Here is a 26391-nt window from a genome sequence, read left to right on the forward strand (position 1 = left end):
AGGCGTAGATGCCGATCAGGAAGTGGAAGACCACCAGCTGGAAAGGACCACCGTTGTACAGCCACTCATCGAGGCTGGCGGCTTCCCAGATGGGGTAGAAGTGCAGGCCGATGGCGTTGCTGGAAGGGACAACAGCACCGGAGATGATGTTGTTGCCGTACATCAGGGAGCCAGCTACGGGCTCACGGATGCCGTCGATGTCGACAGGGGGTGCGGCAATGAAGGCCACGATGAAGCAGATGGTGGCAGCCAGCAGGCAGGGGATCATCAGCACACCGAACCAGCCCACGTAGAGGCGGTTGTTGGTGGAGGTGACCCAGTCGCAAAACTGGTTCCACGCAGAAGCGCCTTGGCGCTGCTGAATAGTGGTTGTCATGAGAACGGTTTGGGGAAGGGCTTGCCTGACGTTTGCCGGGAGGCTCTGCAGGAAAGCGGTAGGTAGATGCGGGGCGGAAACCGCTCGCTCATTTCAACTTAACACCTGTTCACACATTCCAGCCGCCTTGATCTGCTTTGGATCAGCAGCAGAACTGATCACCGCCATCAGCCCCACCTATCACGCCCAGCAGGGCCTCAACTCGAGAGGACCCGCAGCAAGCACCCCTTGCGGAGCCTTGCGTTGCTTTAAGGCCATCACCGATCTTTGCTGCCAATCTGAACTGCATCAGACCTCCAGTTGGATGCCGCCGGTGGGAATTGCGATCGAGTTCAGCGACCAGCAGGCCCTATCTATGAGCAAAACAGCTCGACTTCTCCATGTCAGCGAGTTTGAGCGGTCAGCCGCTGATTTGTTTCTGAGCAAAAATCAGGAGCCCTATCGCCGCTTGGCTTGATGCGCTGGCTGAGCCTCACAAATGGGGCGTTCTCACTGTCCTGGAGCGGAACCGATGACGCAGGCTCCGACTACGGCAGTTGCTTCTGAGAGATTGTCGATCTCCTCTAGCTCCAAAAACTCGGCATGGTCTGCTGATCTGAAATCAGCCCGTACCCCATGGCCCGATAGCCCGGCAGCCGCCGCTCCCACATGCGTTGAGGCACCGGATGGCCGAGGTCGAGCCAGTCGATGATCCGCACGCTGGTTTTCCCAGTTTGATGCCGGTGCAGGCGGCCGGCATACTGCTGCAGGGTGCCCTTCCAGGACACGGGCATTGCCAGCAGCAGGGTGTCGAGCGGTGGATGGTCGAAGCCCTCACCCACCAGTCGCCCGGTGGCCAGCACGATACGGGGCGCCTCCGGTGGTAACGCTTCCAGCGCGGCCAGGGTGGCGCTGCGCTGGCGTGCGCTCAGGCGGCCATGCAACAAAAACTGGCTCGGTACCTGATCAGCCAGAGCGTTGGCGATCGCCGTGATGTGACCGGTGCGCTCACTGAGCAGCAGCAGCTTGCGGCCCGCTTCCCAGCAGGCGAGGGCCTCGGCCACGATCCGGTCGGTGCGTCTTTGATCCTCCACCAGCCGGCGCATCAGCTCATGGATCGGTAGATCGGCGGGCAGCCCCTCGAGTTGATGGGTTCGGCTCACCAGTTCCAGGGTCTGGGGCGCTCCGGCGGGCCGCTGGGCGCTGTGGCGGATGGGTCCGCATTGCATAAAAATGATTGGCTGCAGACAATCGCGGCGAAACAGGGTGGCCGAAAGCCCCAGCACATAGCGGGCCTTCAGCTGCTTGAGGATTGCTTCAAAGGAGGCGGCGGCGATGTGGTGACACTCGTCGACGATCACCTGCCCGTAGTTCTGCACCACGGGGTTCACCTCCCCCTTCCGCACCAAGGACTGCATCACGGCGATGTCGAGGCGGCCGGAGGGTTTGACCTTGCCGCCACCGATGCGACCGATCGCCTCAGCGGGGACGTCTAGGAAGGTCTGCAACCGCTCCTGCCATTGACGCAACAGCTCGGCCCGATGCACCAGCACCAGGGTGTTGACCCCGCGGCGCGCCAGGATCGCTGCCGCCACAACGGTTTTCCCGAAGGCTGTCGGCGCTTGCAGCACGCCGATGTCGTGGCGCAGCATCGCCTCCACCGCGGTCTTCTGGTCAGCGCGCAGCTGGCCCGCGAACGCCAGCTCCAGCGGTGAGCCGCTCTGGCGTTCATCCACCAGCTCCCAGCCGATTCCCTGCTCCTGCAGGAGGGTCTGCACCGGCTCCAGACAGCCGCGCGGCAGGGCGATGTGTTGCGGGAAGTTCTCAGCGCAGCCGATCACCCGCGGCTTGTCCCACACCGACTGGCGCATGGCTTGGGCTTTGAAGAACGCTGGATTGGCAAAAGCGGCGAGACGGATCAGGCGATTGAGCAGTGGCTGCGGCAGGCCCGAGCGCTCCACATAGAGGCGATCAGCCAGGGTGAGGGTGAGCGCCGCCGGCAGCGGCCCGCTGAGCTTTGGCACCGGGGGAGGTGTCAGCCATGGGGTCGCCAGGTCCTCCGCGTCGATGAAGGCGAGATCGAGGGGATGGCCACCGCCGGTGGCGCCCTGGATCACGCTCTTCAGCCCCGCTAGAGACAAGCGCTGCAGAGTCGCCAGATAGGCCCACTGATCGGGATAGGGACTCAGGTCGTCATCCACGAATAGGCTGCAGCCCCGCTGCCGGGCTTCCTTCTGCAGCGGCAGGGCGATCAGGTTGCCGAAGCCGCCTTTCGGCAGGATGTCCTGGTTGGGGAACAGCCGGTCATAGGAGCTCAGCTCCAGCTGGCGTGTCGAGGAGCAGGTGTGGCTGATCAAGGCGGCCCCCAGCTGGCGAGCCTCCCGCGCCGACACGGCCTCCTCGAAGAACACCCACACGTGGGCGCCCTCGCCGGAGCGGGAGATTTCCAGCGCTGCGGGCACCGCCAGCTCCCGACAAGAGCGCATAAAGGCCCGGGCGTCGTCCCGCCAGTCCTGCTCGTCAAAGTCGACAGCCAGCAGGTGGCAATGGTCGTTTTCCAGCAGGGGGTAGAGGCCGAGGGTGTGGTCTCCGGCCAGGTGCCCATAGATCGCTTCATCGCTGAGCGGCAGCAGCTCCCGGTATTGGCAATCGCGGCAGGCCACCCGCGGCTTTTCGTAGATGCCCTGCCGCCATTCATTGGCGCAGGCAGGCCCGTAGCCGGAGCGCCCGCTGCTGCTGCTCTGCCAGCGCAGGGCATAGACGTCGTCGCGGCCGCGGAAGAGACGCTGGAACAGGGCCAGCTTCTCTTGGGTTGAAGCGGGACCCTTCACTGGGGCCTGGAGCGAAATCGGCGCAGGTTCAGATGGGCTAGGTGTGCCGGGGCGCCAGGCGATGCCGTGCGTCTCCAGCAGCCCAATCAGGCGAGCGTTCTCCCGGCGCAGCTGATCCAGCTCAGAGGGCATGGAGTCGGCCATGGTTCATGCGCTCCCGCTTGCCTACTGCCACAACAAGCACCAGCACCTTGCAATCCCGCACTTCGTAGACCAAGCGGAAACCAGCGGCGCGGAGTTTGAGCTTGTAGCGATAACTGGATCCCCGCAGCTTGCAGGCTGGTATCCGCGGTTCGATCAGCCGTTCGGCCAGCTTCTTCTTGAACTGCTCCCGGATCCCTGCGCTCAGGGTCCGCCATTACCGCAGGGCCTCGGGATGAAAGGCCAGCTCATAGCTCATCGAGGCTGACCCGCAGCGGCTCCTGCCCATCCGCCAGCCGGGCATCGGCAATGCGGCCCAGCTCCAGGTCTTCCACGAGATCTATGAGCTCCTCGTAGGCCTTGGCCGGAACGCAGTAGAAGACCGGCTCGTTGCGGTTGAGCACCGCGACCGCCATCCCTTCACCGGCCGCCACGGTGGCCATCGGGTTCTTCTTGTGATCCGAGATGCTCACGGCGGTCTCGCTCAGGACGCGGTGCGCCATCAGAGGGTCAGGCCGGGTCAGAACCGCATCTTAGGTCGCAAGTCAGGTCTCAGGTTCGGTCGATCCACGGCGACAACTCGGGCCGATCAAGGACGGTCAAATCAGGCCATGAAACGACCCGGAGGTGAGAAGCCCTGTGAGAAGGTTGAACCAATCGCGGGTATTAGCTGTCATTCACAGTTAACTTCTGGCGTGCTGCCAGCGAGTGGGAAGCGAAGTGATCGCTTGCGAAACAACAAATTTTCAGCCCTGGACTAAAAGCGGGTGACCGGACTCGAACCGGCGGCGTTCAGCTTGGGAAGCTGACATTCTACCACTGAATTACACCCGCAGGTGTTTAACTTAGTCCATCGGAGCCCCGCTGTCAGGGCTTGGCGGGCGCAGCTGCCGCTGCGGGCTCCTCACACTTCACCGCAGCCGAGAGGGCGCGGCGGGCGGCGATTACAGGCGTCGATTTGGCCTTGAGTGTCAGTGCCGCCTGCTCGAGGGTTTGGTTCTTGTTGCTGGCGACCGTAGCCACTTCGCCCTTGAAGGCCTTGAGCTGGGTCTGGAAGTTCTGCAGGCGCAGTTGCTCGAGCTTCTGCTCCGTCTTCTCCAGCGCCGCCAGCGAGGTGGCCAGGGCCCTGTCGGCAGCAGTGGCCTCGCCGACGGTGGAGCTGGGCTTGAGGGCCGCCACCTGATCGAGCGCCTTGCCTACCGCCGCCAGCTGGGTGCATATCTGGGCTTCGGTCTTCTGTTCCTTCTTGGCGAGATCCTGCTTCTGGCAGCCGGCGGCCGCCAGGGCTACCAGGCAGGTGAGGGCAATCAGAGGGCGGCGCATGAAACCGGGTTATGGCTGAAGGGAACCATAGGCAACCGCCTTCTTTCTGCCACCCTTATTCAGCGTTTCAGTTGCGCCGCAGCTGCAGCCACGCCTGCCCCCATGCTGCCCTTGTGCAGGCCCAGATCCGCCAGGGTGGCCTCGATGGCGGCCACGGCCGTGAGCACGTCGCGGTCGCACACAAAGCCCAGGTGGCCGATGCGGAACACCTTGCCCTTGAGGTGGTCCTGGCCGCCGGCCAGCAGGATGTCGAACTTCTCCTTGACGGCCTTGCGCAGTGCCTCGGCGTCGATGCCCTCGGGGGCTACCGCGGTGATGGCGGGGCTGCCATGGCCCTCTGCCGCATAGAGGGGCAGGCCCATGGCCTCCATGCCGGCCTGGGCGGCGGCGCGGTGGCGGGCATGGCGGGCAAAAATCGCCTCCAGGCCCTCGGCCTGCATCATCTCCAGGGCCGCCTCGAGGGCGAAGTAGAGGTTGATGGCCGGGGTGAAGGGGTTGCTGTCGGCCCGGGCCGATTTCCGGTATTTGCCCAGATCCAGATAGAACTTGGGCAGGTCGGAGCGCCCATAGGCCTCCCAGGCCCGCTCGCTCATTGCCACGAAGGCCAGACCCGGCGGCATCATGTATCCCTTCTGGGAGCCGGAGCCGATCACATCGAGGCCCCACTCATCCATTGGCACGTTGCAGGCGCCGAGGCTGGTGACGCAGTCGGCAATGGTGAGGGCGGTGCCGTGGACACGGGCGTGTTTGGCGATCGCTTCCAGATCGTTGATCACGCCGGTGGAGGTTTCCGAGTGGGTGAGGATCACGGCCTTGATCGCCTTGGCCGTGTCCGCTTCCAAGGCGGCGCGGAAGGCCTCGGGATCGAGGGGCTGGCCCCACTCGGCCTGGATCACCTGCACGTCGAGGCCATAGGCCCTGGCCAGCTTCACCCAGCGCTCCCCAAACTTGCCGTTGTCGCCGCAGAGCACCTTCTCGCCCTTGCTGAGCACGTTGATGATCCCGGCCTCCATGGCCGCGGTGCCGCTGCCGGTGATGGCCAGCACGTCGCCAGTGGTTTGGTGCAGCCACTGCAGCTGCTTGGTGGTGCGCTTGACGATCTTCTGAAAGTCGGCGCTGCGGTGGCCGATCGGGTGGCGGCCCATCGCCTGCAGGACGGTTTCCGGCACCGGGGTGGGGCCGGGGATCATCAGGCTGAGTTTGTCCTGCATGGTTAGGGGGGTAGGGCTGGCGGCATCGGGCCGCCCAATCCACCACCATAAAAAACAATCCCGCCCCTGTCCTCCCCCGTGGCCCAGCCGACCGAGCCCCAGGGCTACACCGTGCCGGTTTGGCTGACGGCGGCGGCGCGGGCGGCCCTGCTGACCCTGCGGGCTGAGCCCTGGCAGCGGCTCCAGCCCCTTTGGCTCGATCCCAACAACTCCAACCCGGAGAACGGGCCTCCGCCCGCTTTGGTGCCGGTGGAAGCGGCCGCGCCCCTGGCCGATGGCTGGGTGCTGGCCATGGCCCACTGCGATCCGGGGCCGGAGGTGCTCGATCTCACCCGGGGCCTGGCCCTGTGGGTATTGCTGCGGTGGCGGCAGGGCCCTGGCGATTGGCTTGAGCTGCGGGCCGGCGAGGGGGTGGGGGTGCTGCAGGCCAGCGGCGAGCCCTGCCTGTCGGCCTATGCCCGCCAGCTGCTGGAGTGCAATCTCCGGCCCCTGCTGCCCGAGGGCCGTTGCCTTGAGCTGGTGGTGGTGATCCCCGAGGGGCGGCGCTTGGCAGAGCGCACCAGCAACGCCGCCTTTGGGGTAGTGGACGGGCTGGCCCTGATCGGTACCCAGGCCGAGGTTCAGCGCAGTGCGGCCCCAGATCAGCTGGGCCTGGCCTTGGCCGAGCTGCGTGAGCGCTGCGGCGCCGAGGATTTTGGCGGCGCTCTGGTGCTGGTGATCGGCGCCAATGGGCTGGACCTGGCCCAGCAGCTGGGGGTGCCGCCCCAGCTGCTGCTGAAGGCCGGCAACTGGCTTGGGCCCCTGCTGGTGGCGGCAGCGGAGGCCGGCGTTCAGCGCTTGCTGTTGTTTGGCTACCAGGGCAAGTTGATCAAGTTGGCCGGGGGGATTTTCCATACCCACCACCACCTGGCCGATGGCCGGGCCGAGGTGCTCACGGCGCTGGCAGCCCTGGCGGGCCTGGGGGGTGCCGCGCTGCAGGCCCTGCACGATGCCCCCACGGTGGAGGAGGCGCTGGCCCAGCTGGATCGGCTCGATGGCCCCAGGGCTGAGCAGCTGCGCCAGCACATCGCGGCGGCGGTGGAGCGGCGCAGCCTGGCCTATCTGGCCCGCTACGGCCAGGAGCAGATGGCGGTGGGGGCGGTGCTCTTTGACCGTTCCCGCCGGATCTGCGCCGCTGGGCCCGCGGGCCTGGAGCAGCTCACGGCCATGGGAGTGCGGCCCTAGTCAGGCGGCCTTAGGCAGCCGCCCCTAGGCTGGCCCGAATGCCCCGGGCCTAGCGCTGTTGATGTCCCAAGTCGCATCCCCCACCGCCCTGTCGCCCCAGATCAACTTGTCGCCCCAGATAGACGCCACCTCCCAGTCGAGCCGGTACCCGGCGATCGTGATCCTGGATTTCGGTTCCCAGTATTCCGAGCTGATCGCCCGGCGGGTGCGGGAAACCGAGGTGTTCTCCCTGGTGATGGCATACACCACCAGCGCCGAGGAGCTGGCGGCCCTGGCACCCAAGGGCATCATCCTCAGCGGCGGCCCCAATTCCGTGTATGAGGCCGGGGCGCCGGTGTGTGATCCGGCCATCTGGGGGCTGGGCATCCCGGTGCTGGGGGTTTGCTACGGCATGCAGCTGATGGTGCAGCAGCTGGGCGGGGCGGTGGTGGCCGCCGGTCGCGCCGAATACGGCAAGGCGCCATTGCACGTGGACGACCCGATCGACCTGCTCACCAACGTGGAATCGGGCTCCACGATGTGGATGAGCCATGGCGATTCGGTGCAGCGCCTGCCGGATGGCTTTGCGCGCCTGGCCCACACCGACAACACCCCGGAAGCGGCCGTTGCCGACCACCAGCGGCGCCTCTACGGCGTGCAGTTCCATCCCGAGGTGGTGCACTCCAGCTGCGGTATGGCCCTGATCCGCAATTTCGTGTACCACATCTGCGGCTGTGAGGCCGACTGGACCACCGCCGCCTTCATCGACGAGGCCGTGGCCGACGTGCGCGCCCAGGTGGGCGATAGGCGGGTATTGCTGGCCCTGTCGGGCGGTGTGGACTCCTCCACCCTGGCCTTCCTGCTGCACCGGGCGATTGGCGATCAGCTCACCTGCATGTTTATCGACCAGGGCTTCATGCGCAAAGGGGAGCCTGAATTTCTGGTGGAATTCTTCGATAAGCGCTTCCACATCAACGTCGAATACATCAATGCCCGGGAGCGGTTCATCAACAAGCTGGATGGTGTTACCGATCCGGAGGAGAAGCGCAAGCTGATCGGCACGGAGTTCATCCGGGTGTTCGAAGAGGAGAGCAAGCGTCTCGGCCCCTTCGCCTACCTGGCCCAGGGCACCCTCTATCCCGACGTGATCGAAAGTGCCGGCACGGGCATCGATCCCAAAACCGGCGAGCGGGTGGCGGTGAAGATCAAGAGCCACCACAACGTGGGCGGCCTGCCCAAGGATCTCCAGTTCAAGCTGGTGGAGCCCCTGCGCCGCCTGTTCAAGGACGAAGTGCGCAAGGTGGGCCGCAGCCTGGGACTGCCCCAGGAGATCGTGGGTCGTCACCCCTTCCCCGGGCCGGGCCTGGCGATCCGCATCCTGGGAGAGGTCACCAGCGAGAAGCTCAACATCCTGCGCGATGCCGATCTGATCGTGCGCGAGGAAGTGAGTGAGGCCGGCCTTTATAACGAGATCTGGCAGGCCTTTGCCGTGCTGCTGCCGGTGCGCAGCGTGGGGGTGATGGGCGACAAGCGCACCTATGCCTTCCCGATCGTGGTGCGCTGCGTCTCCTCGGAAGACGGCATGACGGCCGACTGGTCGCGTTTGCCCTACGACCTGCTGGAGACGATCTCCAACCGCATCGTCAACGAGGTCAAGGGCGTCAACCGGGTGGTGCTCGATATCACCAGCAAGCCCCCCGGCACGATCGAGTGGGAGTAGCCCCGGCCCCGCAGCTTCGATACCATCGGCTCCCAGCCCTGCCGTCGTGACTGCTGCCACCGTGCCCTCCGGCTCGACAACCCCTGATTCCGACAGGCAGCGCAGGCTGCAGCAGGACAGCATCCAGTTCGGGGCTAAGACCGTCTACCTCAACCCCTTTCTCTATTGGCGCCGCTTCGACGCCAATACCGACCGTTGGTTGCGGGAGCCCGGCCAGTTAATGGAGGAGCAGATCCTCACCAACCGGGCCCGGTTCTACCCCGAAGTCAACTGGGATCTGCTCGATAAGGACGAGCGCGATGCCAAGGATGGGGCGGTGGAGATGTTCATCAAGAGTTTGGAGCTGATCAGCACGTTCAACCCCGAGCTCACCTCCGGCCAGCTGCTCGAGGTGGAGCGCAAGATGGCGGTCACCAAGAAGCAGTCCTTTGAACGCTGGGTGGCCCGGGCCCTGAAGCGGCGCCTGAATGAGGAGCACAAGGCCCGGCGACGCTTCGACCGGGAGCGCAGCTGGCTCGCCTGGATGGAGTGGCTTTCCCTCGATGTGACCCGCCAGGCCCTGGTGCCCCTGGCCTCCTTGCTGGTGATTGCGGTGGCTGGGGGTTGGTGGTGGGGCAGTCAGCAAAATTGTCGCCAGGTGATCGTCAATCCGGGCATCCAGCGCCTAGCCCCCTGATCCGGGGCCCCAGGCAGGTCAGACTGGCAATCTTGAGCCAGGACTGCCGCAATGGCCACTGACCCATTTGATGCCCTGCGGCTCACCCTGATGCAGGACCTATTGCCCGTCGGCCTGGCGGTGGTCGACCGCGCTCGCAAGGGCGGTCCCCAGGCGGTGCTGGCTGCCTTTGATGGCCGCTCAGAGGATCCGCTCGGCAGCCTGCGCCAGGAGGGGGAACCGGCCGCGAGTCAGCTGCGCCAGGGGTTGGACCGGGTCAGCCCCGGCCTGGGCAACCCCGTGATGAAGGTGGAGGTGCACGACGTGGCGGCCGAGCCGGCTGATCCCCAGGACGCCCTGGAGTTGCAAGAGGGTCTGGCCCGCATAGCTGAGCGGCTGGAGCTGCTGGAGCAGCGGCTCGAATCCGACTGACCATGGCCTTTGGTCCAGGGGCTTCGCGCCATTGCGGCATTGGCCGGCAGCCCGCCTGGTTGCTGGCGGTGGTGCTGCTGTTCAGCGGAGCGATGGTGGCGCGGCTGGCCTGGCTGCAGCTGGTGCACGGCGCTGAGAATCGGGCCAGGGCCGATGAAAATCGAATCCGGCTGATGCCCCGTAATCCGATCCGGGGCCGGCTGTTGGATCGCCATGGCCAGGTGCTGGCCAGCAGCCGCCTCACCTACAACCTCTACATCCAGCCCCGGGAGGTGGGCGAGACCCAGTGGCCCGCCCTGCGGGATCGGCTGGCGGCGGTGCTGGCAGTGGGGGCTGGCGAGTTGGATGCCAAGCGTCGCAGCGGTGCCAATGCGGAGGGATTTCGGATTGAGTTGGCCAGGGGGCTCAGCCCTGAGCAGGTGCTGCGCTTCAAGGAGCAGGCCGCCGGCCTGACCGGCGCCGAGGTGGATGTGGACATCCTGCGCAGCTATCCCCACGGTCGACTGGCGGCCCACGTGCTCGGCTACACCAGCGGCATCACCGAGGAGGAATACGACCAGCTCCAGCCCAAGGGCTACCGAATCCGCGATCGGGTGGGCCGCAGTGGCGTCGAGAAGCAATTCGAGGGCCACCTTCGGGGCGAGTGGGGCGGCCAGCAGGTGGAGGTCAATGCGGCGGGTGAGGTGCAGCGAATCCTGGGCGAAAAACCCGCCAGGGCGGGGAAGGACCTACGCCTCACCCTGGATCTGGAGTTGCAGCAGGCGGCGGAGCGGGCCCTCGATGGGGTCCGCAAGGGGGCGATCGTGGCTCTCGATCCCCAGACCGGAGCCATCCGGGCCCTCGCCAGTCGGCCCACCTTTGATCCCAATGTGTTTTCCCCCGCTCCGAGCACGGGCCAGTGGGCCAGCCTCAACACCCCGGATGCCCCCCTGCTCAATCGCGCCTTCCAGGGCTTTCCCCCGGCAAGCACCTTCAAGATCGTCACCACCATCGCGGGCCTTGAATCGGGCCTCTATGCGGCCGACTCGAAGGTGATGACGATGAACTCCTTTTGCTACGCGGGCCTCTGCTATGGCGACCATGGCGCCCACGGGGCGATCGGCTTTCCCCTTGCCCTGGCGGTGAGCAGCAACACCTTCTACTACCAGGTGGGGCTCAAGGTGGGCCCCGATGAGCTGTTCAAGGCTGCCCGCCGCATGGGCTACGGCCAGGTCACGGGCATCGAGTTGAAGGGGGAGGAAACGCCGGGGCTGCTGGGTGACCAGGCCTGGAAAAGGGAGGCGCTGGGGGAGGAATGGACGCCCGTGGACACAATCACCTCGGCCATCGGCCAGGGGGCCCTGCAGGTGACACCGATCCAGATGGCCCGGCTCTATGCCGCGGTGGCCAATGGGGGCTGGCTGGTGACCCCCCACCTGGTGGAGCGCCCCACCGAGCGCACCTGGATCGGGCTCAAGCCAGCCACCTTGAAAATCCTGCGCGACGGCCTGCGTCAGGTGGTGACCAACGGCACTGCCACCCTGCTCAACGACCCCAACCTGCCGGCCGTGGCTGGTAAGACCGGCACCGGTGAGGACCCACCCCGGCCCGACCATGCCTGGTTTGGGGGCTATGCCCCAGCTGGAAAGCCCACCCTGGTGATCATCGCCTTCGGCGAAAACTCAGGGGGCTATGGCGGCACCGTGGCGGCACCGATGGTGAAGGCGTTGATGACCACCTGGTTTCGGGGCGCTCTGGCCGCTGCCCCCGCCCGCCCCTGACTCAGGCGACCAACTGCAGCTCGGGATGGGCCAGCAGGCGTTTGTAGTAGCTGCGCAGTTGGTCGGTGGCGCCAGCCCAGCCCCAGCGCTCCGCTTCCTGGCGAGCGTTCTGGCGCAGCTGGGCCCGCTGGCTGGCATCGCCCAGCAGGCGCTCGACGGCCGCGGCCAGGCTGCCCTCCTGGTCTGGTTCGTAGAGGCAGCCGTTCACCCCATCGCTGACGATGTCGGGGATGCCACCGCGGTTGGCGCCCACCACCGGGCAGCCGGCTGCCATTGCTTCGAGCAGCACCAGGCCCAGGGTTTCGGTGCTGGAGGGGAACAGGAAGGCGTCGCCGCTGGCATAGGCCGAGGCCAGCTCTTCTCCGGCCAGGTAACCCACAAAGTGGGTGGGGGTGCCGGCAAAGATCTTCTCGAGTTGCTGGCGGTAGGGCCCATCCCCCACCAGGGCCAGCCGGGCCTCCGGCAGGGCATCGAGCACGGGCCGGATCCGCTCGATTTGCTTTTCGGCCGACAGCCGGCCGATGTAGAGCAGCAATTTGTCGGTGTCGCTGTGGCCGTTGAGCAGCCGCTCCCGCATGGCCTCGGAACGCAGGGAGGGTCTGAACAGCTCCGTATCCACACCGCGCTGCCACAGGTCAGTGTTTTGGATGCCCTTTTCACTCAGTTCCTGCACCATCGCCGTGGAGGTGCAGAGGTTGAGCCGGGCCTGGTTGTGGGCGGCTTTGAGCAATTCCCACAGCAGGGGCTCGAGCATGCCCATGCCGTAGTGCTCCAGGTATTTGGGCAGGTGGGTGTGGTAGCTGGCCACCAGCGGGTAGGCCTTGGTTTTGGCCAGCCAGATGCCGCCCAGGCCCAGTACGGCCGGGTTGACAACGTGAACCAGGTCGGGTTGGAAGAGGTCGAGGGCTTCGGCCACCGCGGGCCGCGGCAGGGCCAGCTTGAGCTCGGGGTAGAGGGGCAGCGGCATGGCCGGCACCCCCACCACCTTGGCCCCCATGTAGCTGGCAGGCGCACCCTCCGGGCAGAAGATCAACACCTCGTCGCCGGCCGCCACCAGGTGCTGCACCGTCTTGGTCAGCCGGGTGACGATCCCGTCGACCTTGGGCAGGAAGGTTTCGGTGAAGAAGGCGATTTTCAAGGGTTCAGGTCCCGCCTCAGGCCATTTGAATCGCCTGGGCCTGGGTGCGGGTCCAGGCCGAGACGCAGGGGATACGGCTGCGGTCGCAGCGGTCGGCCCAACGGCGGGCCACATCCACCACCTCGGCCAGTAGGCCGTTATCGAGGGTGGTGGGGTTGAGACCCAGCTCGATGAAGCAGCGGTTGTCCACGATCAGGTCGTTTTCAACGGCCTCGTTGCGGGGGTTGGGCAGGTAGTTGATCTCGGCGCCGGTGAGAGCCGCCACCTTGCGGGCCAGTTCGCCCACCTGGTGGCTTTCGGTCATCTGGTTGAAGATTTTGACGCGCTCGCCCCGGTCTGGGGGGTTTTCCAGGGCCAGTTGGACGCACTTGACCGAGTCGCGGATGTGGATGAAGGCGCGGGTCTGGCCGCCGGTGCCATGCACGGTGAGCGGATAGCCGATCGCCGCCTGCATCAGGAAGCGGTTGAGCACGGTGCCGTAGTCACCGTCGTAGTCGAAGCGGTTGGTGAGGCGCGGGTCCCGCTCGGTGGCCTCGGTGTTGGTGCCCCAGACGATGCCCTGGTGCAGGTCGGTGATGCGGACCCGGTCGTTTTTGTTGTAGTAGAGGAAGAGCAGCTGGTCGAGCGTCTTGGTCATGTGATAGACGCTGCCCGGGCTGGCCGGGTGCAGGATCTCCTCCTCAAAACGGCTGCCGTCGGGCTGGGGCACCTCCACCTTGAGGTAACCCTCGGGGATGGTGGCGCCGCGGTGGGAGCCGTAGCCGTAGACGCCCATCGTGCCCAGGTGGACGATGTGGATGTCGAGGCCGCTCTCCACGATCGCGGCGAGCAGGTTGTGGGTGCCGTTGACGTTGTTGTCGACCGTGTAGCGCTTGGTGGCGCTGCTCTTCATTGAGTAGGGCGCGGCGCGCTGCTCGGCGAAGTGCACCACCGCATCGGGGCGCTCCGCCAGCAGCAGATCCACCAGCCGCTGATACTCATGGGCCAGGTCGAGGTGCAGGAAGCGCATCGGCTTACCGCCCACCTGCTCCCAGGCCCGCAGCCGCTCACCCATGGTGGCGATTGGGGTGAGCGACTCCACCTCCAGATCGATGTCGATCTTGCGGCGGCTGAGGTTGTCGACGATGACCACCTCGTGGCCCGCATCCGCCAGGTTCACCGCGCAGGGCCAACCGCAGAAGCCGTCGCCACCCAGAACGAAGACCTTCATCCCAACCCCCATTCTGAAAAATCCCAGACCCCCGCAGGCCGAGCAGATGCTCCGCTGGGCAAGCTACTACAGGCGTTCGGCCCTGGACTTGCCAGGCCTGCTTCAGCTGCCCACCAGGCCGGTTCCCGGGGAGCTGGCCCTGGCCTCAGCTCGGATCGGCAGGCGTCCGGCATGGAAGGCGCTGCGTCCAGCTTCCGTAGCCAGGGCCATGGCCCTGGCCATCGCCACCGGATTGCCAGCCAGGGCGATGGCGCTGTTGATCAGCAGGGCATCGGCGCCCATTTCCATCGCCTGGGCGGCCTCGCTGGGCACGCCGATGCCGGCGTCAACCACCACTGGCACCCGGGCGTTTTCGATGATCAGGGCGATGTTGGCGGCGTTGCGAATGCCCTGGCCGGAACCGATCGGCGAGCCCAGCGGCATCACGGTGGCGCAGCCCACCTCCTCCAGCCGTTTGGCGAGCAGCGGATCGGCATTTATGTAGGGCAACACTGTGAAGCCTTCCTTCACCAATTGCTCGGCGGCCTCCAGGGTGCCGAAGGGATCGGGCAGCAGATGTTTGGTGTCGGGGATCACCTCCAGCTTCACGAAGGTGTTGTCCTCCTGGCCGGCGAGCTTGGCCAATTCCCTGCCCAGCCGTGCCACCCGCACGGCCTCCTCTGCAGTGGCGCAGCCGGCCGTATTGGGCAGCATCCAGATGCGGGTCCAGTCGATGGCCTCGATCAGGCCCCCATGGCCGGCAGCCTGGCTCTGGACCCGCCGCACCGCCACGGTGACGATTTCGCAGGCACTGGCGCTAAGGCTGGCCTGCATCGCCTCGAGGCTGGGGTATTTGCCGGTGCCGGTCATCAGGCGGCTGCTGAAACTGCGGCCAGCAATCACCAGCGGGTCGCTGGGGGCGTTGCCGCAGGGGGCAGGGGTGGGGGCGGCGGTGGTGACCACGGAGCAGGGCCGGAGCTTGGCAACGGTCCTAGCCTCCCACTAGCTGGTTCTCCCCACCGTGTCCCTGGCCATTCTTCGCTCGCTCCCCTGGCTTGCCGCTGCCCCCTTGGCCCTGATGGCCCTGGTGGCCTCGCCGGCAGGGGCGTCCACCCCATTGGCGGTTGGTTCCGTCGGAGCCGAAACCTTCGATCCCGTGGCCCGCGCCCAGGTGCTGGCCACCCAGATGGCCCGCACCTGGAGTGGCGGGTACCAATCCTTTGGCATCGGCCAGAGCGGCCCCGGCCAGAGCGTCCCTGCCGAGCTGCTGCTGGCCAGCGTGACGCCGATGGGGCAGATGATTGACCTGCGCGGAGAACTCACCCTCGGCGGGGTCACAACCCCGGTGCAGGGCAATCTGAACGCCGAGTCTGACCAGCTCGATCTGGTGATGCTCTGCCAGTGCGAGGTGGCGGGCCTGGAGATGGGTGGCGTCTTCACGGGGCTGGAGGGGCTGCGGCTATCCGGCTGGCAGTCTCCCCGGCTCACCAACCCCGGGGGCCGCTTGGATCTGAAGCCCCTGGGCTCCAGTCCAGCTGCTGGCGGGCTGTGAAGAGCTGGATTTAGGCGCTCTGGTCCAATCCAGCCTTACGGGCCAGCAATTTGAGCCGTTTGCGGGCGGTTTTGTTGCTGGCATCGAGGGCCATCACCTGCTCATAGGCCTCTTTGGCCTCCTCGAGCTTCAGTTGCTTCTCGAGGGCGTAGGCCAGGTTGTTGAGGGCAACCGGGTAGGCCGGTTTGGCGGCGAGCGCCAGGCGGTAGTGGCGGATGGCGCTCTTGTAGTTGTTCTGGGCGGCCAGGGCAAAGCCCAGGGCGTTTTCAATAACCGCCTGGGCTTCTGCGGGCTCCTTGGCGGCCTCGGCTTTTTTCAGGGCCTGCTTGAGCGATTCAGCGGCCTGGCCGTACAGGCGCTTGCGCAACTGCACCGAGCCCAGCTCATAGAGGGTGGCTGCATCGGAGGGCTGGTTGCCATCCTTCTGCTCCAATTTGGCCAGGGTGACCTCATCGGCGCGCACCCGCCAGAGCTGGCGCCCAACCACTACGGCGGCCACGCCCAGAAGAACGATCAGCCCAATCAGGTAGGTCTGCGGAAGGAGGGCGTCCAAGGGGACCTACCAGGGGATTTCAGGTTTGGGCGGCACCCACCACGCTGCTGAAGCTGGCCGGGTCAACCACGGCCAGCTGGGCCAGCATCTTGCGGTTCAGGCGCACGTCAGCTCTCTTCAGGCCACCGAGTAGACGGCTGTAGCTGAGGCCGTTGAGGCGGGCCGCGGCGTTGATCCGGGCGATCCAGAGGCGGCGGAAGTCGCGCTTGCGGCGACGGCGATCCCGATAGGCATTGCACAGCGCCTTCATCACCCGCTGGTTGGCGGTGCGGAAGAGGGAGCCGTTGCCACCGCGGAAGCCCCGGGCTAGGCGCAGAACTTTGTTACGGCGTTTGCGGGCAACGTTGCCCCTCTTGACGCGTGACATGGCGGTGAATCAGGGGTGAATCAGGAAGGAAAAAGTAAAGAGTTGGGGCCAAAACCCCGTCAGGCGTAGGGGAGCATGGCGCTGACGTTGTCCGCATCGCGCTCGTCAACCAGCGCCATAGTGCCCAGGTAACGCTTGCGTTTCGGGCTCTTGTGATCGAGCAGGTGGCTGCGGAAGGCCCGGCGACGCATGAACTTGCCGGTGCCGGTGGCCTTGAACCGCTTGGCGGCCGCTTTGCGGGTCTTGAGCTTCGGCATGTCTCGCGTCGCGGCGGGCACAAACAAGCAGAGTACGACGTAGCCCCACCCTCCTCCAAGCCACCCGCCTGCTGCGATGTTCCGGTTCCCCATTCCCCCGGCCCCACCAGTGCTGCAAGCAGGGATCTGGGCCAGTGCGCTGTTGTTGAGCGGGGGATGTAATGCGGCATCCCTGAAGGCGGCAGCCCTGCATTGGCAGGTGCCGCCGCCGCCGCCCGTCTCCGCCGCTGCGCCCGTGCTCTGGGTTGCCCTGGCGGCCCAGCTCCAGCCGCCCACACCCCTGCGGCTGCGCAGTGCCACAGGCAACCTGCGGCTGGAGACCTCCAGGGGCGAGCGGTTTGCCGCCCCGGAGTTCCTGCTCCAGTGGCGTTCCGTTCCCCTGGCCGAACCCCTCACCCTGCGCCGCCAGGTGTGGGGCCCCTTCGCCAGCTACGAAAGTGCCGAGGAGGCTGCCGCCCGCTGGCGCCAGGCCGGGGCGGAGGTGGTGATTGCCCATCCGGCCGAGTGGGAGGTGTGGGCCGCGCTGGAGGCGCCGGTTCCGGCGGGGGTGACGCCGCGGCGGCTGGAGCAGGTCCAGCGCCAGCGCCTGGCATTGGAATTACGCCGGCCCGGTGGGGACGCCGTGCTGCTCGAGGGCCCCCTGCGGCTGGAGGCGCCCGGCGGGTTGCGCTGGCAGGGAGGGGTGTTCGCCGGGCCCTTCCGGCTGCAGGGCGATGCCTACGGCAGCTGGACCCTGGTGGAGGAGGTGCCCCTGGAGCGCTATCTGCTGGGCGTGGTGCCCCATGAGATCGGTGCAGGGGCCCCGCCGGCCGCCCTCGCGGCCCAGGCGGTGCTGGCCCGCACCTGGGCCCTGCGCAACCAGGGGCGCTTTGCGGTGGATGGCTACCACCTCTGCGCCGACACCCAGTGCCAGGTGTATGCCGATCCGCGCCTGGCGGGGCCGGCGGTGCGCCGGGCTATCGGGGTGACCCGCCACCAGGTGTTGGCCTGGCAGGGGGCGCCGATTCATGGGGTGTATCACGCCACCAATGGGGGCATTTCGGCCGGTTTCGAGGAGGTGTGGAATGGCTCCGCCCTCCCCTACCTGCGGCCCTGGGTGGATGGCCCCGGGGCGATCCAGGCCAAGGTGACCCTCCCCCTGCAGCCGGCCGGGGTGGCGGCGGCCCTGGCAGCCACCTCCCGGGCCTATGGCTTCGATCACCCCCGCTTCCGCTGGACCCGCCTGCTGGATGGGGCCCAGATCCAGCGGGCCCTGGCCAAGACGGCCCCCCAGCTCGGCACCCCAACCCGTTTGACCGTGCTGGAGCGGGGCCCCAGTGGCCGGGTGCTGGCCCTGGCCATCGACGCCAGGGGCCCGGCCGGAGAGCCCCAAAGCGTCGTGCTGAGGCGCGATGCCATCCGCCGCAATCTGCGCCAGTTGCCCAGCACCCTGTTTGTTCTGCGTCCGGAAGGTTCGGGTCGCTGGCGATTTGATGGGGGCGGTTTTGGCCACGGCGCCGGGTTGTCCCAGGCGGGCGCCATCGATCTGGCCCGCAGGGGCTGGAGCCTGGCGCAAATCCTTGGGCACTACTACCCAGGCACCAGTCTGGAGCCCCTGGTCGCCCTGCCCAGGGACCCAGGGTCTGCGGCCGGTTCCCCCTAGGATCCACCTACTTCTGGGATCGCCATGGCTGCGGGTGGCAGTTCCACCGATCACCGTCGTGGCAAGTCGGGGCTGTTCCTGGTCGCCTGTGGCGGGGCCGGGCTTGCTCCCCACTGGCTGCCTGAACCCCTGCGGTTGATCCCAGCCCTCATCCTGGCCGTGGTGCTGGGTGGCTACAGCCTCCGCACCCTGCTGCTGCAGGCCTTCCGCCCCTACCTCCCCCCTCCGGCCTCGGGCTTGCCTCCCGCCCCGATGCCGGCCCCGATGCCGGCGGTGGATGTGGTGGTGGCGGCCCGCGATGAACAGGCCGTGATCGGCAGGCTGGTGGAGCGCATTGCCCAGCTGAGCTATCCGCAAGGGCAGCTTCGGCTCTGGGTGATTGACGACGCCAGCAGCGACCGCACCCCCCAGCTGCTGGCCGAGCTTCAGCAGCGGTATCCCTTTCTGCAGGTGTTGCGGCGGGAAGCCGATGCCGGCGGCGGCAAGTCGGGGGCCCTCAACCTGGTGCTGCAGCAGTTGCAGGGCCGCTGGATGTTTGTGCTCGATGCCGATGCCGATCTCCAGAGCGACACCCTGGAGCGGCTGATCCCATTTGCTGAAACAGGCGGCTGGTCGGCCGTCCAGCTGCGCAAGGCCGAGGTGAATGCCAGTGTCAACTGGCTCACCCGGGCCCAGGCCATGGAGATGGCGCTCGATGCGGTGATCCAGCAGGGCCGGCTGGCGGCAGGTGGGATCGTGGAACTGCGGGGCAACGGCCAGCTGCTGCGCCGCGATGCCCTGCTCAGGAGTGGGGGCTTCAACGAGGCGACGGTCACCGATGACCTGGATCTCAGTTTCCGCTTGCTGCTTGAGGGCGAGCCGATCGGGCTGCTCTGGGATCCGCCCGTGCAGGAGGAGGCGGTGCTCGGCCTGGCTGCCCTCTGGCGCCAGCGCCAGCGCTGGGCCGAAGGGGGCCTGCAACGATTTTTCGACTACCTCCCGGGCCTGCTTTCGGAGCGGCTCAGTGGGGTTCAAAAGCTCGATTTGGTTTGCTTTTTTCTGCTCCAGTACGGCCTGCCGGTGGTGGCGATCGCCGACCTCTTCGGTGCGGCGATCACCCGCACCCCGCCCACCCTCTGGCCCCTCTCCTTTGTGGCCTTCGGGCTCTCCGGTGGCGCGATCATGGCCGGCTGTAGCCGACCCCGGGAAGGCCCGGCCCTGCCGGCGATGAATCCCTGGAACCTGGCCCTAGGCATTGCCTACATGGGCCATTGGTTTGTTGTGATTCCCTGGACCAGCCTGCGCATGGCCCTGAGGCCCAAGACCCTGGTGTGGGCCAAGACCATGCACCTCGGGGAAGAGGAGGAGCCTGCGCTTGAGGATCCGGCGGCGGCCTGATTTTCCCGGCCTGATCTTCCAAGCCCTGATCCTCAAGCAGCTGCGTCGTCTGGGCCTATCCCTTCGAGGGGCCCATCGAGATCAACCACTTCGCCGTTGAAAAACTCGGCCAAGCGCCGGGCTTTCTCATCGAGGGGCGCCATGGGGGGTGGGGGCTTGTTGGCCGGATTCAGCTCCGCAGCCGGTTGTGGTTGTGCTGCCTGGACGGGAGGCTTGCTCTGGACTGGGCTCTGGATTGGAGCCTGGGCTGGAGTCTGAACGGGGCTCTGAACTGGGCTGGCAGCAGGTTGGGGCGCTCGGGCGGCGGGGGCTGGCGGCGGTGAATGGGCGCCACCCCCCTCCAGCAAGAGCTGGCGCGGGCTGCCCAGGGCATTGGTGACGGCCGTTTCCAGCAGGGGTAGACGGCTCTGCACCATGGCCATCCAGTTACCGGCCACCTGCACCACGGCTCGACGCTCATCCAGCCGCACCAGTTGGGCCTGCTGGGAGAGCAGCATGCGGGTGGAGGGCAGCTCCAGGCCCGCCAGGATCTGTTGCCAAAGCTCGGCAAGGTTTGGCGACCCAGCGGTCGCTGTGGCTTGGGGTATCGGGTCTGGTTGGGGCGCTGGGTCTGGTTGGACTGGGGTTTGGGGCAGGGGAGCTGGCTGGGGCGCCGGAGCGGACTGGGGCGCCGGAGCGGGCTGGACCGGTGCTGGGGTTACCGGTGCTGGGGTTGCCGGCGCTGGGCTAACCGCAGCGGGTTTGGCCGGGGCGAGAACCACCGCTTCGGCCAGCAGGCCCAGCATCAGCACCTCCAGCCAGAGGCGTGGGTTGACGCTGTGGCGCAGCTGCTGCTCGCTGCCCTTGAGCTGGGCCTGCCACTGCAGCAGCCGGGCCTTGCCGATGGTCCGGGCCAGCTCGGGAAGTTCGCCGCGAAATTGGGCTGAGACGCCGGTGAGCTCGAGCCGGTCGGGGGCGGCGCCTGCCAGCACCAGATCCCGCAGCAAGCTCACCAACCCCTGCAGCACGGCGCCGGGTTCCCGGCCCCGTTCCAGCAGCTCCCGGCAGCCCTCCAACAGCCCCAGGGGCTCGGCCCCGGCCAGGGCCCGGGCCAGGGCCAGCAGTTCCTGCTCCGGCACGGCACCCAGCAGCTCCCACACGGCCGTGGCCTCGATTGGAGCTGGCAGCAGGCTGAGCTGGTCCAGCAGGCTCTCGGCGTCGCGCAGGCCCCCCTGGGCCCGCTGGGCCACCACGTGCAGGGCCTCGGGGGTGATGCCGATCGACTCGCGCTCGGCGATCCAGCCCAGGTGCTGTTCGAGGGCCTGCAGGGGAATGCGGCGGAAATCAAAGCGCTGGCAGCGGCTCAGGATCGTGGCCAGCACCCGTTGGGGGTCGGTGGTGGCCAGCACGAACACCACCCGTGGCGGCGGCTCCTCCAGCGTCTTGAGCAGGGCATTGAAGGCGGCGGTGGAGAGCATGTGGCACTCGTCCACCACGTAGACCTTCCAGCGGGCCTGCACCGGGGCGAAGCGGGAGCGCTCAATCAGCTCGCGGATGTTGTCGACGCCGGTGTTGGAGGCGGCGTCGATTTCGATCACATCGAGGGCAGCGCCGGCGGCGATGGAGGTGCACAGCTCACAGACGCCGCAGGGGTCAGGGGTGGGTGCCTCGCTGCCGATGCAGTTGAGCGAGCGGGCCAGGATGCGGGCGCTGGAGGTTTTGCCGGTGCCGCGGGGGCCGCAGAACAGGTAGGCCGGCGCGATCCGGCCGGTGAGCAGGGCGTTGGTCAGGGTGGCGGCGATCGCCTCCTGCCCCACCAGCTCCTTGAAGCGCTGGGGCCGGTACTTGTGGTGGAGGGGCTGGTAGCTGGACATCGCTGCTCGAGGTTACCGGTCCTCCCCCGGTTCGAACTGGCGCCGCAGCCGCTCTTCCAGTTCTTCGACCTCCGCCAGCTGGTCGGCCAGCCTCTGGGCCGCAAGCCGCAGGGCGGCGAAGCGTTCCTCGCCCCAGCGCGCCTCCGCCTTGGCCAGCTCGGCTTCGAGCTTTTCCTGCAGACTGAGCCGCAGCTGGTCGAGCTGGGCCAGGCTGCGCAGGGCGAGCTCCTTGCCCTTCTCCAAGTGGTTGTTCTGGCGCAGCAGCAGTCGGGCGCCGCTGAGCAGGGTGGTTGGCAGCCAGCTCTCAACCTGGGCGCTGCGGTGCCGGCCGGTTTTGCACCAGTGGGCGAAGTGCTCGCAGTTGTTGAAGAGCAGGTTGTAGTTCTGCTCGCCCAGCCGTCCCATGGCGCGCCTGAGGGTGACGCCAACTGGGGAGCAGCTGCCCGCCGGGTAGGGCACCTCACACACGGGTTCACCGCGGCTGAACTCCGCCAGGGGGCTGCGCAGGATTTCGCGGCCCTCGAGGTAATGGGCCACGCTGCCGTCGCCCAGGTCGATGCCGTGGTGCAGAAACAGACCGTGCTGACGGGGAACCTGCAGGTGGGCGGCGGCGGGCATTGGCGAGGAGGGCCGCCTGACGCGAGAGCCTGGGCTCAGGCGCTGGCCTGCTGGGGGGCTTCCTCAATGGTGCCGGAGCTGAGGGACACCACCTTGGCCTGGCTGCGCTGCTCCACCAATTGGCGGGTCACGGTGAACCTCTTGATGTCCGTGCGGGAGGGCAGGTCGTACATCAGATCCAGCATCAACTCCTCCACGATCCCGCGCAGGGCCCGGGCGCCTGTCTTGCGGCGGTTGGCCTCGATGGCGATGGCTGCGACGGCCCCGGGTTCGAAATCGAGCTCGACGTTGTCCATGCCCAGCAGGGTCTGGAACTGCTTGATCAGGGCATCGCGGGGTTCGGTGAGGATGGCTTCGAGGGCGATGTTGTCGAGCGGCTCCAGCACCGCGTTCACCGGCAGGCGACCGATGAATTCAGGGATCAGCCCGTAGCGCACCAGGTCTTCCGGTTGGAGGTGGCGCAGCACCTCGGCCGCATGGCGATCCTTATTGATGCGTGGCCGGCTGCTGCCATCGGCGCTGAGGAAGCCGATCGAGTTGCGACCCATCCGCTTCTGCACCAGGTCTTCAAGACCCACAAAGGCGCCGCCGCAGATGAACAGGATCTGGCTGGTGTCGATCTGGATGCAGTCCTGATGGGGGTGCTTGCGGCCACCCTGGGGCGGCACGTTGGCCACGGTGCCTTCGAGCATCTTCAACAGGGCCTGCTGCACCCCTTCCCCGGACACGTCGCGGGTGATCGAGGGGTTTTCGCTCTTGCGGGCGATCTTGTCGATTTCGTCGATGTAAATGATGCCGCGCTGGGCCTGCTCCACATCCAGATCGGCCTTCTGGAGCAGCCGCAGCAGGATGTTTTCCACGTCTTCACCGACGTAGCCGGCCTCGGTGAGGCTGGTGGCATCGGCCACCGCAAAGGGCACCGCGAGCATTTCGGCCAGGGTCTGGGCCAGCAGGGTCTTGCCACAGCCGGTGGGGCCGATCAGCAGGATGTTGCTCTTGTGCAGGCGGGTGGCGGTCTGGTCCGTTTCGCCCTTGCCATCCCCCTGCCAGGCCAGGCGTTTGTAGTGGTTGTAAACGGCTACCGACAAACTCTTTTTGGCCTCTTCCTGACCCACCACCTGGCTGTCGAGGAAGGCCTTGATCTCCTGGGGCTTGGGCACCTCGGCCAGGGTGGGGGCAGGCTTGGAAATTTTTTTGGTCGCAGGCTTGCTGCGGCCGGTTTCCGGGGTGTGGCGGGCACCGCTGACGGATTGGCCATCAACCAGCTCCTCATCCAGGATCTCATTGCAGAGATCGATGCATTCGTCGCAGATGTAGACACCAGGACCGGCAATAAGTTTGCGGACCTGGTCCTGCGATTTGCCGCAGAACGAGCACTTGAGGTGGGCGTCAAACTTTGGCATTGGCAGGGATGTCCTAGGTCCAGGATCGACCTTGGAACAGGGTTCCTCAGCCAATCTTTAGGGGTTAAGTCGGGGCCTTGACCGCGTTGGAGTCGGTCACAACCTGATCGATCAGGCCGTATTCAACCGCCTCAACAGGTGAAAGGAAATAGTCGCGATCAGTGTCTTCTGTGATCTTCTCGAGGGGCTGGCCAGTGTGCTCCGCCATCAGGCGGTTGAGGGTGTCCTTTAGGTAAAGGATTTCCTTGGCCTGAATTTCGATGTCCACCGCCTGGCCCTGGGCTCCGCCAAGGGGCTGGTGGATCATGATCCGGGCACTGGGCAGGGCCAGCCGTTTGCCCTTGGTGCCCCCCGAGAGCAGGAAGGCGCCCATCGAGGCGGCCAGGCCGTAGCAGATGGTCACCACATCGGGGGAAACCTGCTGCATGGTGTCGTAGATCGCCAGACCGGCGGTCACCGAGCCACCCGGGGAGTTCACGTAGATCTGGATGTCCTTCTGGGGATCTTCCGCTTCTAGGAAAAGCAGCTGGGCCACTAGGGAATCGGCCACCTGGTCGTCGATGCCGGTGCCCAGGAAGATGATCCGTTCGCGCAGCAGCCGCGAATAGATGTCAAAGGCCCGATCGCCTTTGCCTGACTGCTCCACCACGGTGGGCAGCACCCCCGGCGAGCCACTGGGGCCCCAGTGGCTGTGAACTGGATGGCGAATGGTGGCGTCGATCACGCGCGGTTAAGGCTCCTGCCAAGCAATCTATGGGCTCTGCAGCAGCGGCTGGGATCAATCCTCCTGCTCGGTTGACTTGGCTTTGGCTTTGGTTTCGGCCTTGGCTTTGGTCTTGGCTTTGGCCTTGGGCTTGTCGGTCGTCTCGGCTGGCTCTTCCTCGGCGGCGGGGGCCTTCTCGCTGATCGTGCTGTTGGCTTCGAGCCACTCGAGCAGCTTGTCGCGCAGCAGGTCTTCGGCGACGGCTAGCCGCAGCCGTTCCGGGTCAATGTTGGCCTGGTCGCTGAGGCCTTGGCTGATCTCCTCCAACTTGGCTTCGAGATCGCCGGCCTCCAACTCGATCTGCTCGGCAGTGGCGAGGGCCTTGAGGGCCAGGCTGCGGCGCAGGCGCTCCTCGGCCTCGGGGCGGGAGGTGTCCATCAGGCTGCGCACCAGATCGGGGGTGAACAGCTTCTTGACGTCCATGCCCTGCTGGGCGATCTGGCCGGCGGTCTGCTCCAACAGGTTGCGAATTTCCTGCTGCACCAGCGTTTCGGGTAGCTCCACCTCGAGCTCCGCCACCAGGGCGGCGAGCAGGGCGTCGTGGCGACTGGCCTTGGCCCGGCGCTCGGCGTCGTCTTTGAGGCGGATTTCCAGGTCTACCCGCAGTTCTGCCAGGGTGGCCTTGTCGCTGGCCTGCTGGGCGAAGGCGTCATCGAGGGCCGGCAGCTCGCGGCACTTGAGATCCTTCAAACCGATTTCAAAACGGGCCTGGCGGCCGGCGGCCTCCTCCTGCTGGTAGCTGTCGGGGAAGCGGCACTCGATGGTTTTTTCGTCACCGATGGCCATGCCGATCACGCCCTCGACGAAGCCCGGGATCATGCGGCCCTCCTCCAGTTCCACCTCCATGGCATCGCTGTTGCCACCACTGATCGGCTCGCCGCTATCGAGGTAGGTGCCGTTGAAACTGACCACCGCCACATCGCCGCTGGCGGCAGGCCGGCCCTCCACGGGCACCAGGGTGGCCAGCTGCTTGCGGGATTGGTCGATCAGTTCGTCGATGCGGGCGGGGTCGTAGCTGATCGTTTCGGCTTCGGCCTTGAGGCCCTTGGTGGCCTTGAGGGTGGGGGTGGGCTCGACGTCCAGTTCGAGGGTGATGGTGAGGGCACTGCCGGGCTCAAAGCGCGCCAGGACGGCCTCAAACCCTTCACTCAGCTCCGGCCGGCCAAGCGCCGCCAGGGGCTCCTGCTCGAGGGCGTCGAGACAGGCCGCTTCCACCAGGTCTTCCAGGGCGGTGGCGCGGATGCGCAGGGGGCCGATCTGCTGCAGCAGCACCGGGCGGGGCACCTTGCCCTTGCGGAAGCCGGGCAGCTTGATGCTGCGGCTGAGCTTCTCCACGGCGGCGTCGTAGCTGGCCTGGCTGCGGTCGGCGGGGATGGCCACCTCCAGGGCCATCCGGCTGCCCGGGCGGGGGCTGGCTTTGACTGACAGGCTGGCAACTGGGGCGGCGGCAGAGCTCATGGAAAGTCGATGCAGGGCCGGATCCTAGAAAGCGGCCGTTCCGAGCCCCGTAGGCCTATTGTTAGAAAGGCGCAGAAGAAGGAAATAGTTCGGTTCAGCCCATCTGCAGGGTTGGGATTTGATCCCAGCTCCTTGCTTTGCGGCAGCATCCCGCCCCCCTGTATGCCCCGATCCGGGCCTCTCCACGTCAATCCCGGATAAACCAGCAGCTTTCGATCCCGTTCCCGTCCCCTTGACCGCCGTCCAGACCAGCCTTTCCCCCAGCTCTGTGTGCCTGCCCAACCGCCCCCTTCGGGTGGCCGTTCTGGGGGCCAGTGGAGCGGTGGGCCAGGAGTTGCTCCAGCTGCTCGAGCAGCGCCGTTTTCCGGTGGCCGAGCTGCTGCCCCTGGCCTCGCCCCGCTCCGCCGGCCAGAGCCTGGGCTGGCAGGGCCGTGCGCTCACCATCCAACCCGTGGAGGCCTCGGCCTTCGAGGGCGTCGATCTGGTGCTGGCCTCGGCCGGTGGCTCGGTGTCGCGCCAGTGGGCGCCGCTGGCGGCTGCGGCTGGTGCCCTGGTAATCGACAACTCCAGTGCCTTCCGCATGGATCCGG

At 66.7% G+C, this 26391-nt stretch carries 24 protein-coding genes, 1 tRNA gene and 2 pseudogenes; 9 read left to right on the forward strand and 18 right to left on the reverse strand.

The window, feature by feature from the left end; all coding sequences use genetic code 11:
* The 7 genes and pseudogenes from KBZ15_RS02610 to KBZ15_RS02640 form a co-directional block, all read right to left on the reverse strand.
* Positions 1–376, reverse strand: a pseudogene (locus KBZ15_RS02610) (photosystem II q(b) protein); the annotation flags it as partial.
* A 563-nt stretch (positions 377–939) separates the two neighbouring features.
* Positions 940–3330 carry a TOTE conflict system archaeo-eukaryotic primase domain-containing protein gene (locus tag KBZ15_RS02615; RefSeq protein ID WP_255013094.1) on the reverse strand — a complete coding sequence of 797 codons (2391 nt, stop codon included), beginning with the start codon at positions 3328–3330 and terminating at the stop codon, positions 940–942.
* Entirely contained in the window at positions 3308–3535 is a 228-nt protein-coding gene (locus tag KBZ15_RS02620) for a type II toxin-antitoxin system RelE/ParE family toxin (protein ID WP_255013126.1), read from the reverse strand. Before KBZ15_RS02620 ends, KBZ15_RS02615 begins: the two co-directional genes overlap by 23 nt.
* Before the next feature lie 40 nt (positions 3536–3575).
* A complete protein-coding gene (locus KBZ15_RS02625) occupies positions 3576–3830 on the reverse strand; it encodes a type II toxin-antitoxin system Phd/YefM family antitoxin (RefSeq protein ID WP_255013096.1) in 255 nt (84 codons plus the stop codon).
* Positions 3831–4089: 259 nt separating this feature from the next.
* Positions 4090–4161: transfer RNA gene (locus tag KBZ15_RS02630), tRNA-Gly, on the reverse strand.
* Between the two features lie 33 nt (positions 4162–4194).
* Positions 4195–4650, reverse strand: a complete 456-nt coding sequence (locus tag KBZ15_RS02635) for a hypothetical protein (RefSeq protein WP_254929735.1) — start codon at positions 4648–4650, stop codon at positions 4195–4197.
* A gap of 59 nt (positions 4651–4709) precedes the next feature.
* Positions 4710–5861, reverse strand: coding sequence for an alanine--glyoxylate aminotransferase family protein (locus KBZ15_RS02640; RefSeq protein WP_255013098.1), 1152 nt, complete (start codon positions 5859–5861; stop codon positions 4710–4712).
* Positions 5862–5927: 66 nt separating this feature from the next.
* Between KBZ15_RS02640 and cbiD the strand changes: the two genes are divergently transcribed.
* The 5 genes from cbiD to mrdA all read left to right on the forward strand — a co-directional run bounded on the left by cbiD (position 5928) and on the right by mrdA (position 11631).
* Complete coding sequence (gene cbiD, locus KBZ15_RS02645; RefSeq protein ID WP_255013128.1) at positions 5928–7085, forward strand: cobalt-precorrin-5B (C(1))-methyltransferase CbiD; 1158 nt, start codon at positions 5928–5930, stop codon at positions 7083–7085.
* A 61-nt stretch (positions 7086–7146) separates the two neighbouring features.
* Positions 7147–8784: a glutamine-hydrolyzing GMP synthase gene (guaA, locus tag KBZ15_RS02650; RefSeq protein WP_255013099.1), complete on the forward strand. Its 1638-nt coding sequence runs from the start codon at positions 7147–7149 to the stop codon at positions 8782–8784.
* Between the two features lie 46 nt (positions 8785–8830).
* Complete coding sequence (locus KBZ15_RS02655) at positions 8831–9460, forward strand: hypothetical protein (protein WP_255013102.1); 630 nt, start codon at positions 8831–8833, stop codon at positions 9458–9460.
* A gap of 51 nt (positions 9461–9511) precedes the next feature.
* Positions 9512–9871 carry a hypothetical protein gene (locus KBZ15_RS02660; RefSeq protein WP_255013104.1) on the forward strand — a complete coding sequence of 120 codons (360 nt, stop codon included), beginning with the start codon at positions 9512–9514 and terminating at the stop codon, positions 9869–9871.
* Positions 9872–9873: 2 nt separating this feature from the next.
* The gene (gene mrdA / locus KBZ15_RS02665) at positions 9874–11631 is read left to right on the forward strand and encodes a penicillin-binding protein 2 (protein ID WP_255013106.1); all 1758 of its coding nucleotides are present in this window, start codon (positions 9874–9876) and stop codon (positions 11629–11631) included.
* A 1-nt stretch (position 11632) separates the two neighbouring features.
* Here the strand turns inward: mrdA and KBZ15_RS02670 are convergent, their stop codons facing one another.
* The 3 genes from KBZ15_RS02670 to KBZ15_RS02680 form a co-directional block, all read right to left on the reverse strand.
* Positions 11633–12769, reverse strand: a complete 1137-nt coding sequence (locus tag KBZ15_RS02670; protein WP_255013108.1) for a glycosyltransferase family 1 protein — start codon at positions 12767–12769, stop codon at positions 11633–11635.
* Positions 12770–12785: 16 nt separating this feature from the next.
* Positions 12786–13979 (reverse strand): NAD-dependent epimerase/dehydratase family protein, encoded by a 1194-nt coding sequence (locus KBZ15_RS02675; RefSeq protein ID WP_255013110.1) that lies wholly within the window; start codon positions 13977–13979, stop codon positions 12786–12788.
* A gap of 102 nt (positions 13980–14081) precedes the next feature.
* Positions 14082–14921 carry a thiazole synthase gene (locus KBZ15_RS02680; protein ID WP_315859842.1) on the reverse strand — a complete coding sequence of 280 codons (840 nt, stop codon included), beginning with the start codon at positions 14919–14921 and terminating at the stop codon, positions 14082–14084.
* A 58-nt stretch (positions 14922–14979) separates the two neighbouring features.
* Here KBZ15_RS02680 and KBZ15_RS02685 point away from each other — a divergent pair, with 58 nt between their 5' ends.
* Positions 14980–15510, forward strand: coding sequence for a hypothetical protein (locus tag KBZ15_RS02685; protein ID WP_255013111.1), 531 nt, complete (start codon positions 14980–14982; stop codon positions 15508–15510).
* Positions 15511–15520: 10 nt separating this feature from the next.
* Here KBZ15_RS02685 and KBZ15_RS02690 read toward each other — a convergent pair whose 3' ends face one another.
* From KBZ15_RS02690 to rpmI, 3 genes are read right to left on the reverse strand one after another with little or no spacing between them, the layout of a single operon-like run.
* Positions 15521–16063, reverse strand: a complete 543-nt coding sequence (locus tag KBZ15_RS02690) for a hypothetical protein (protein ID WP_255013113.1) — start codon at positions 16061–16063, stop codon at positions 15521–15523.
* A gap of 19 nt (positions 16064–16082) precedes the next feature.
* Positions 16083–16430: a 50S ribosomal protein L20 gene (gene rplT, locus KBZ15_RS02695; RefSeq protein ID WP_197152820.1), complete on the reverse strand. Its 348-nt coding sequence runs from the start codon at positions 16428–16430 to the stop codon at positions 16083–16085.
* Between the two features lie 59 nt (positions 16431–16489).
* Positions 16490–16687, reverse strand: coding sequence for a 50S ribosomal protein L35 (gene rpmI, locus KBZ15_RS02700; RefSeq protein ID WP_197152822.1), 198 nt, complete (start codon positions 16685–16687; stop codon positions 16490–16492).
* 76 nt (positions 16688–16763) lie between these two features.
* On the opposite strand from rpmI, the gene KBZ15_RS02705 reads away from it, so the two are divergent.
* Entirely contained in the window at positions 16764–18329 is a 1566-nt protein-coding gene (locus KBZ15_RS02705) for a SpoIID/LytB domain-containing protein (protein ID WP_255013115.1), read from the forward strand.
* Positions 18330–18353: 24 nt separating this feature from the next.
* Positions 18354–19706 carry a glycosyltransferase family 2 protein gene (locus KBZ15_RS02710; RefSeq protein WP_255013117.1) on the forward strand — a complete coding sequence of 451 codons (1353 nt, stop codon included), beginning with the start codon at positions 18354–18356 and terminating at the stop codon, positions 19704–19706.
* A 32-nt stretch (positions 19707–19738) separates the two neighbouring features.
* Here KBZ15_RS02710 and KBZ15_RS02715 read toward each other — a convergent pair whose 3' ends face one another.
* The 5 genes from KBZ15_RS02715 to tig all read right to left on the reverse strand — a co-directional run bounded on the left by KBZ15_RS02715 (position 19739) and on the right by tig (position 25801).
* Positions 19739–21559 carry a DNA polymerase III subunit gamma/tau gene (locus tag KBZ15_RS02715; RefSeq protein ID WP_255013118.1) on the reverse strand — a complete coding sequence of 607 codons (1821 nt, stop codon included), beginning with the start codon at positions 21557–21559 and terminating at the stop codon, positions 19739–19741.
* 12 nt (positions 21560–21571) lie between these two features.
* Positions 21572–22177 (reverse strand): lecithin retinol acyltransferase family protein, encoded by a 606-nt coding sequence (locus KBZ15_RS02720; RefSeq protein WP_254929722.1) that lies wholly within the window; start codon positions 22175–22177, stop codon positions 21572–21574.
* Positions 22178–22212: 35 nt separating this feature from the next.
* Complete coding sequence (gene clpX, locus KBZ15_RS02725) at positions 22213–23580, reverse strand: ATP-dependent protease ATP-binding subunit ClpX (RefSeq protein WP_255013120.1); 1368 nt, start codon at positions 23578–23580, stop codon at positions 22213–22215.
* Between the two features lie 64 nt (positions 23581–23644).
* Positions 23645–24304 carry an ATP-dependent Clp endopeptidase proteolytic subunit ClpP gene (clpP, locus tag KBZ15_RS02730; RefSeq protein WP_255013122.1) on the reverse strand — a complete coding sequence of 220 codons (660 nt, stop codon included), beginning with the start codon at positions 24302–24304 and terminating at the stop codon, positions 23645–23647.
* A 54-nt stretch (positions 24305–24358) separates the two neighbouring features.
* Positions 24359–25801, reverse strand: a complete 1443-nt coding sequence (gene tig, locus KBZ15_RS02735; RefSeq protein WP_255013124.1) for a trigger factor — start codon at positions 25799–25801, stop codon at positions 24359–24361.
* Between the two features lie 232 nt (positions 25802–26033).
* Here tig and KBZ15_RS02740 point away from each other — a divergent pair.
* A pseudogene (locus KBZ15_RS02740) lies at positions 26034–26391 on the forward strand (aspartate-semialdehyde dehydrogenase); the annotation flags it as partial.

Origin of the sequence: Cyanobium sp. BA20m-p-22 (assembly GCF_024346275.1) — a bacterium.
Lineage (GTDB): Bacteria > Cyanobacteriota > Cyanobacteriia > PCC-6307 > Cyanobiaceae > Cyanobium_A.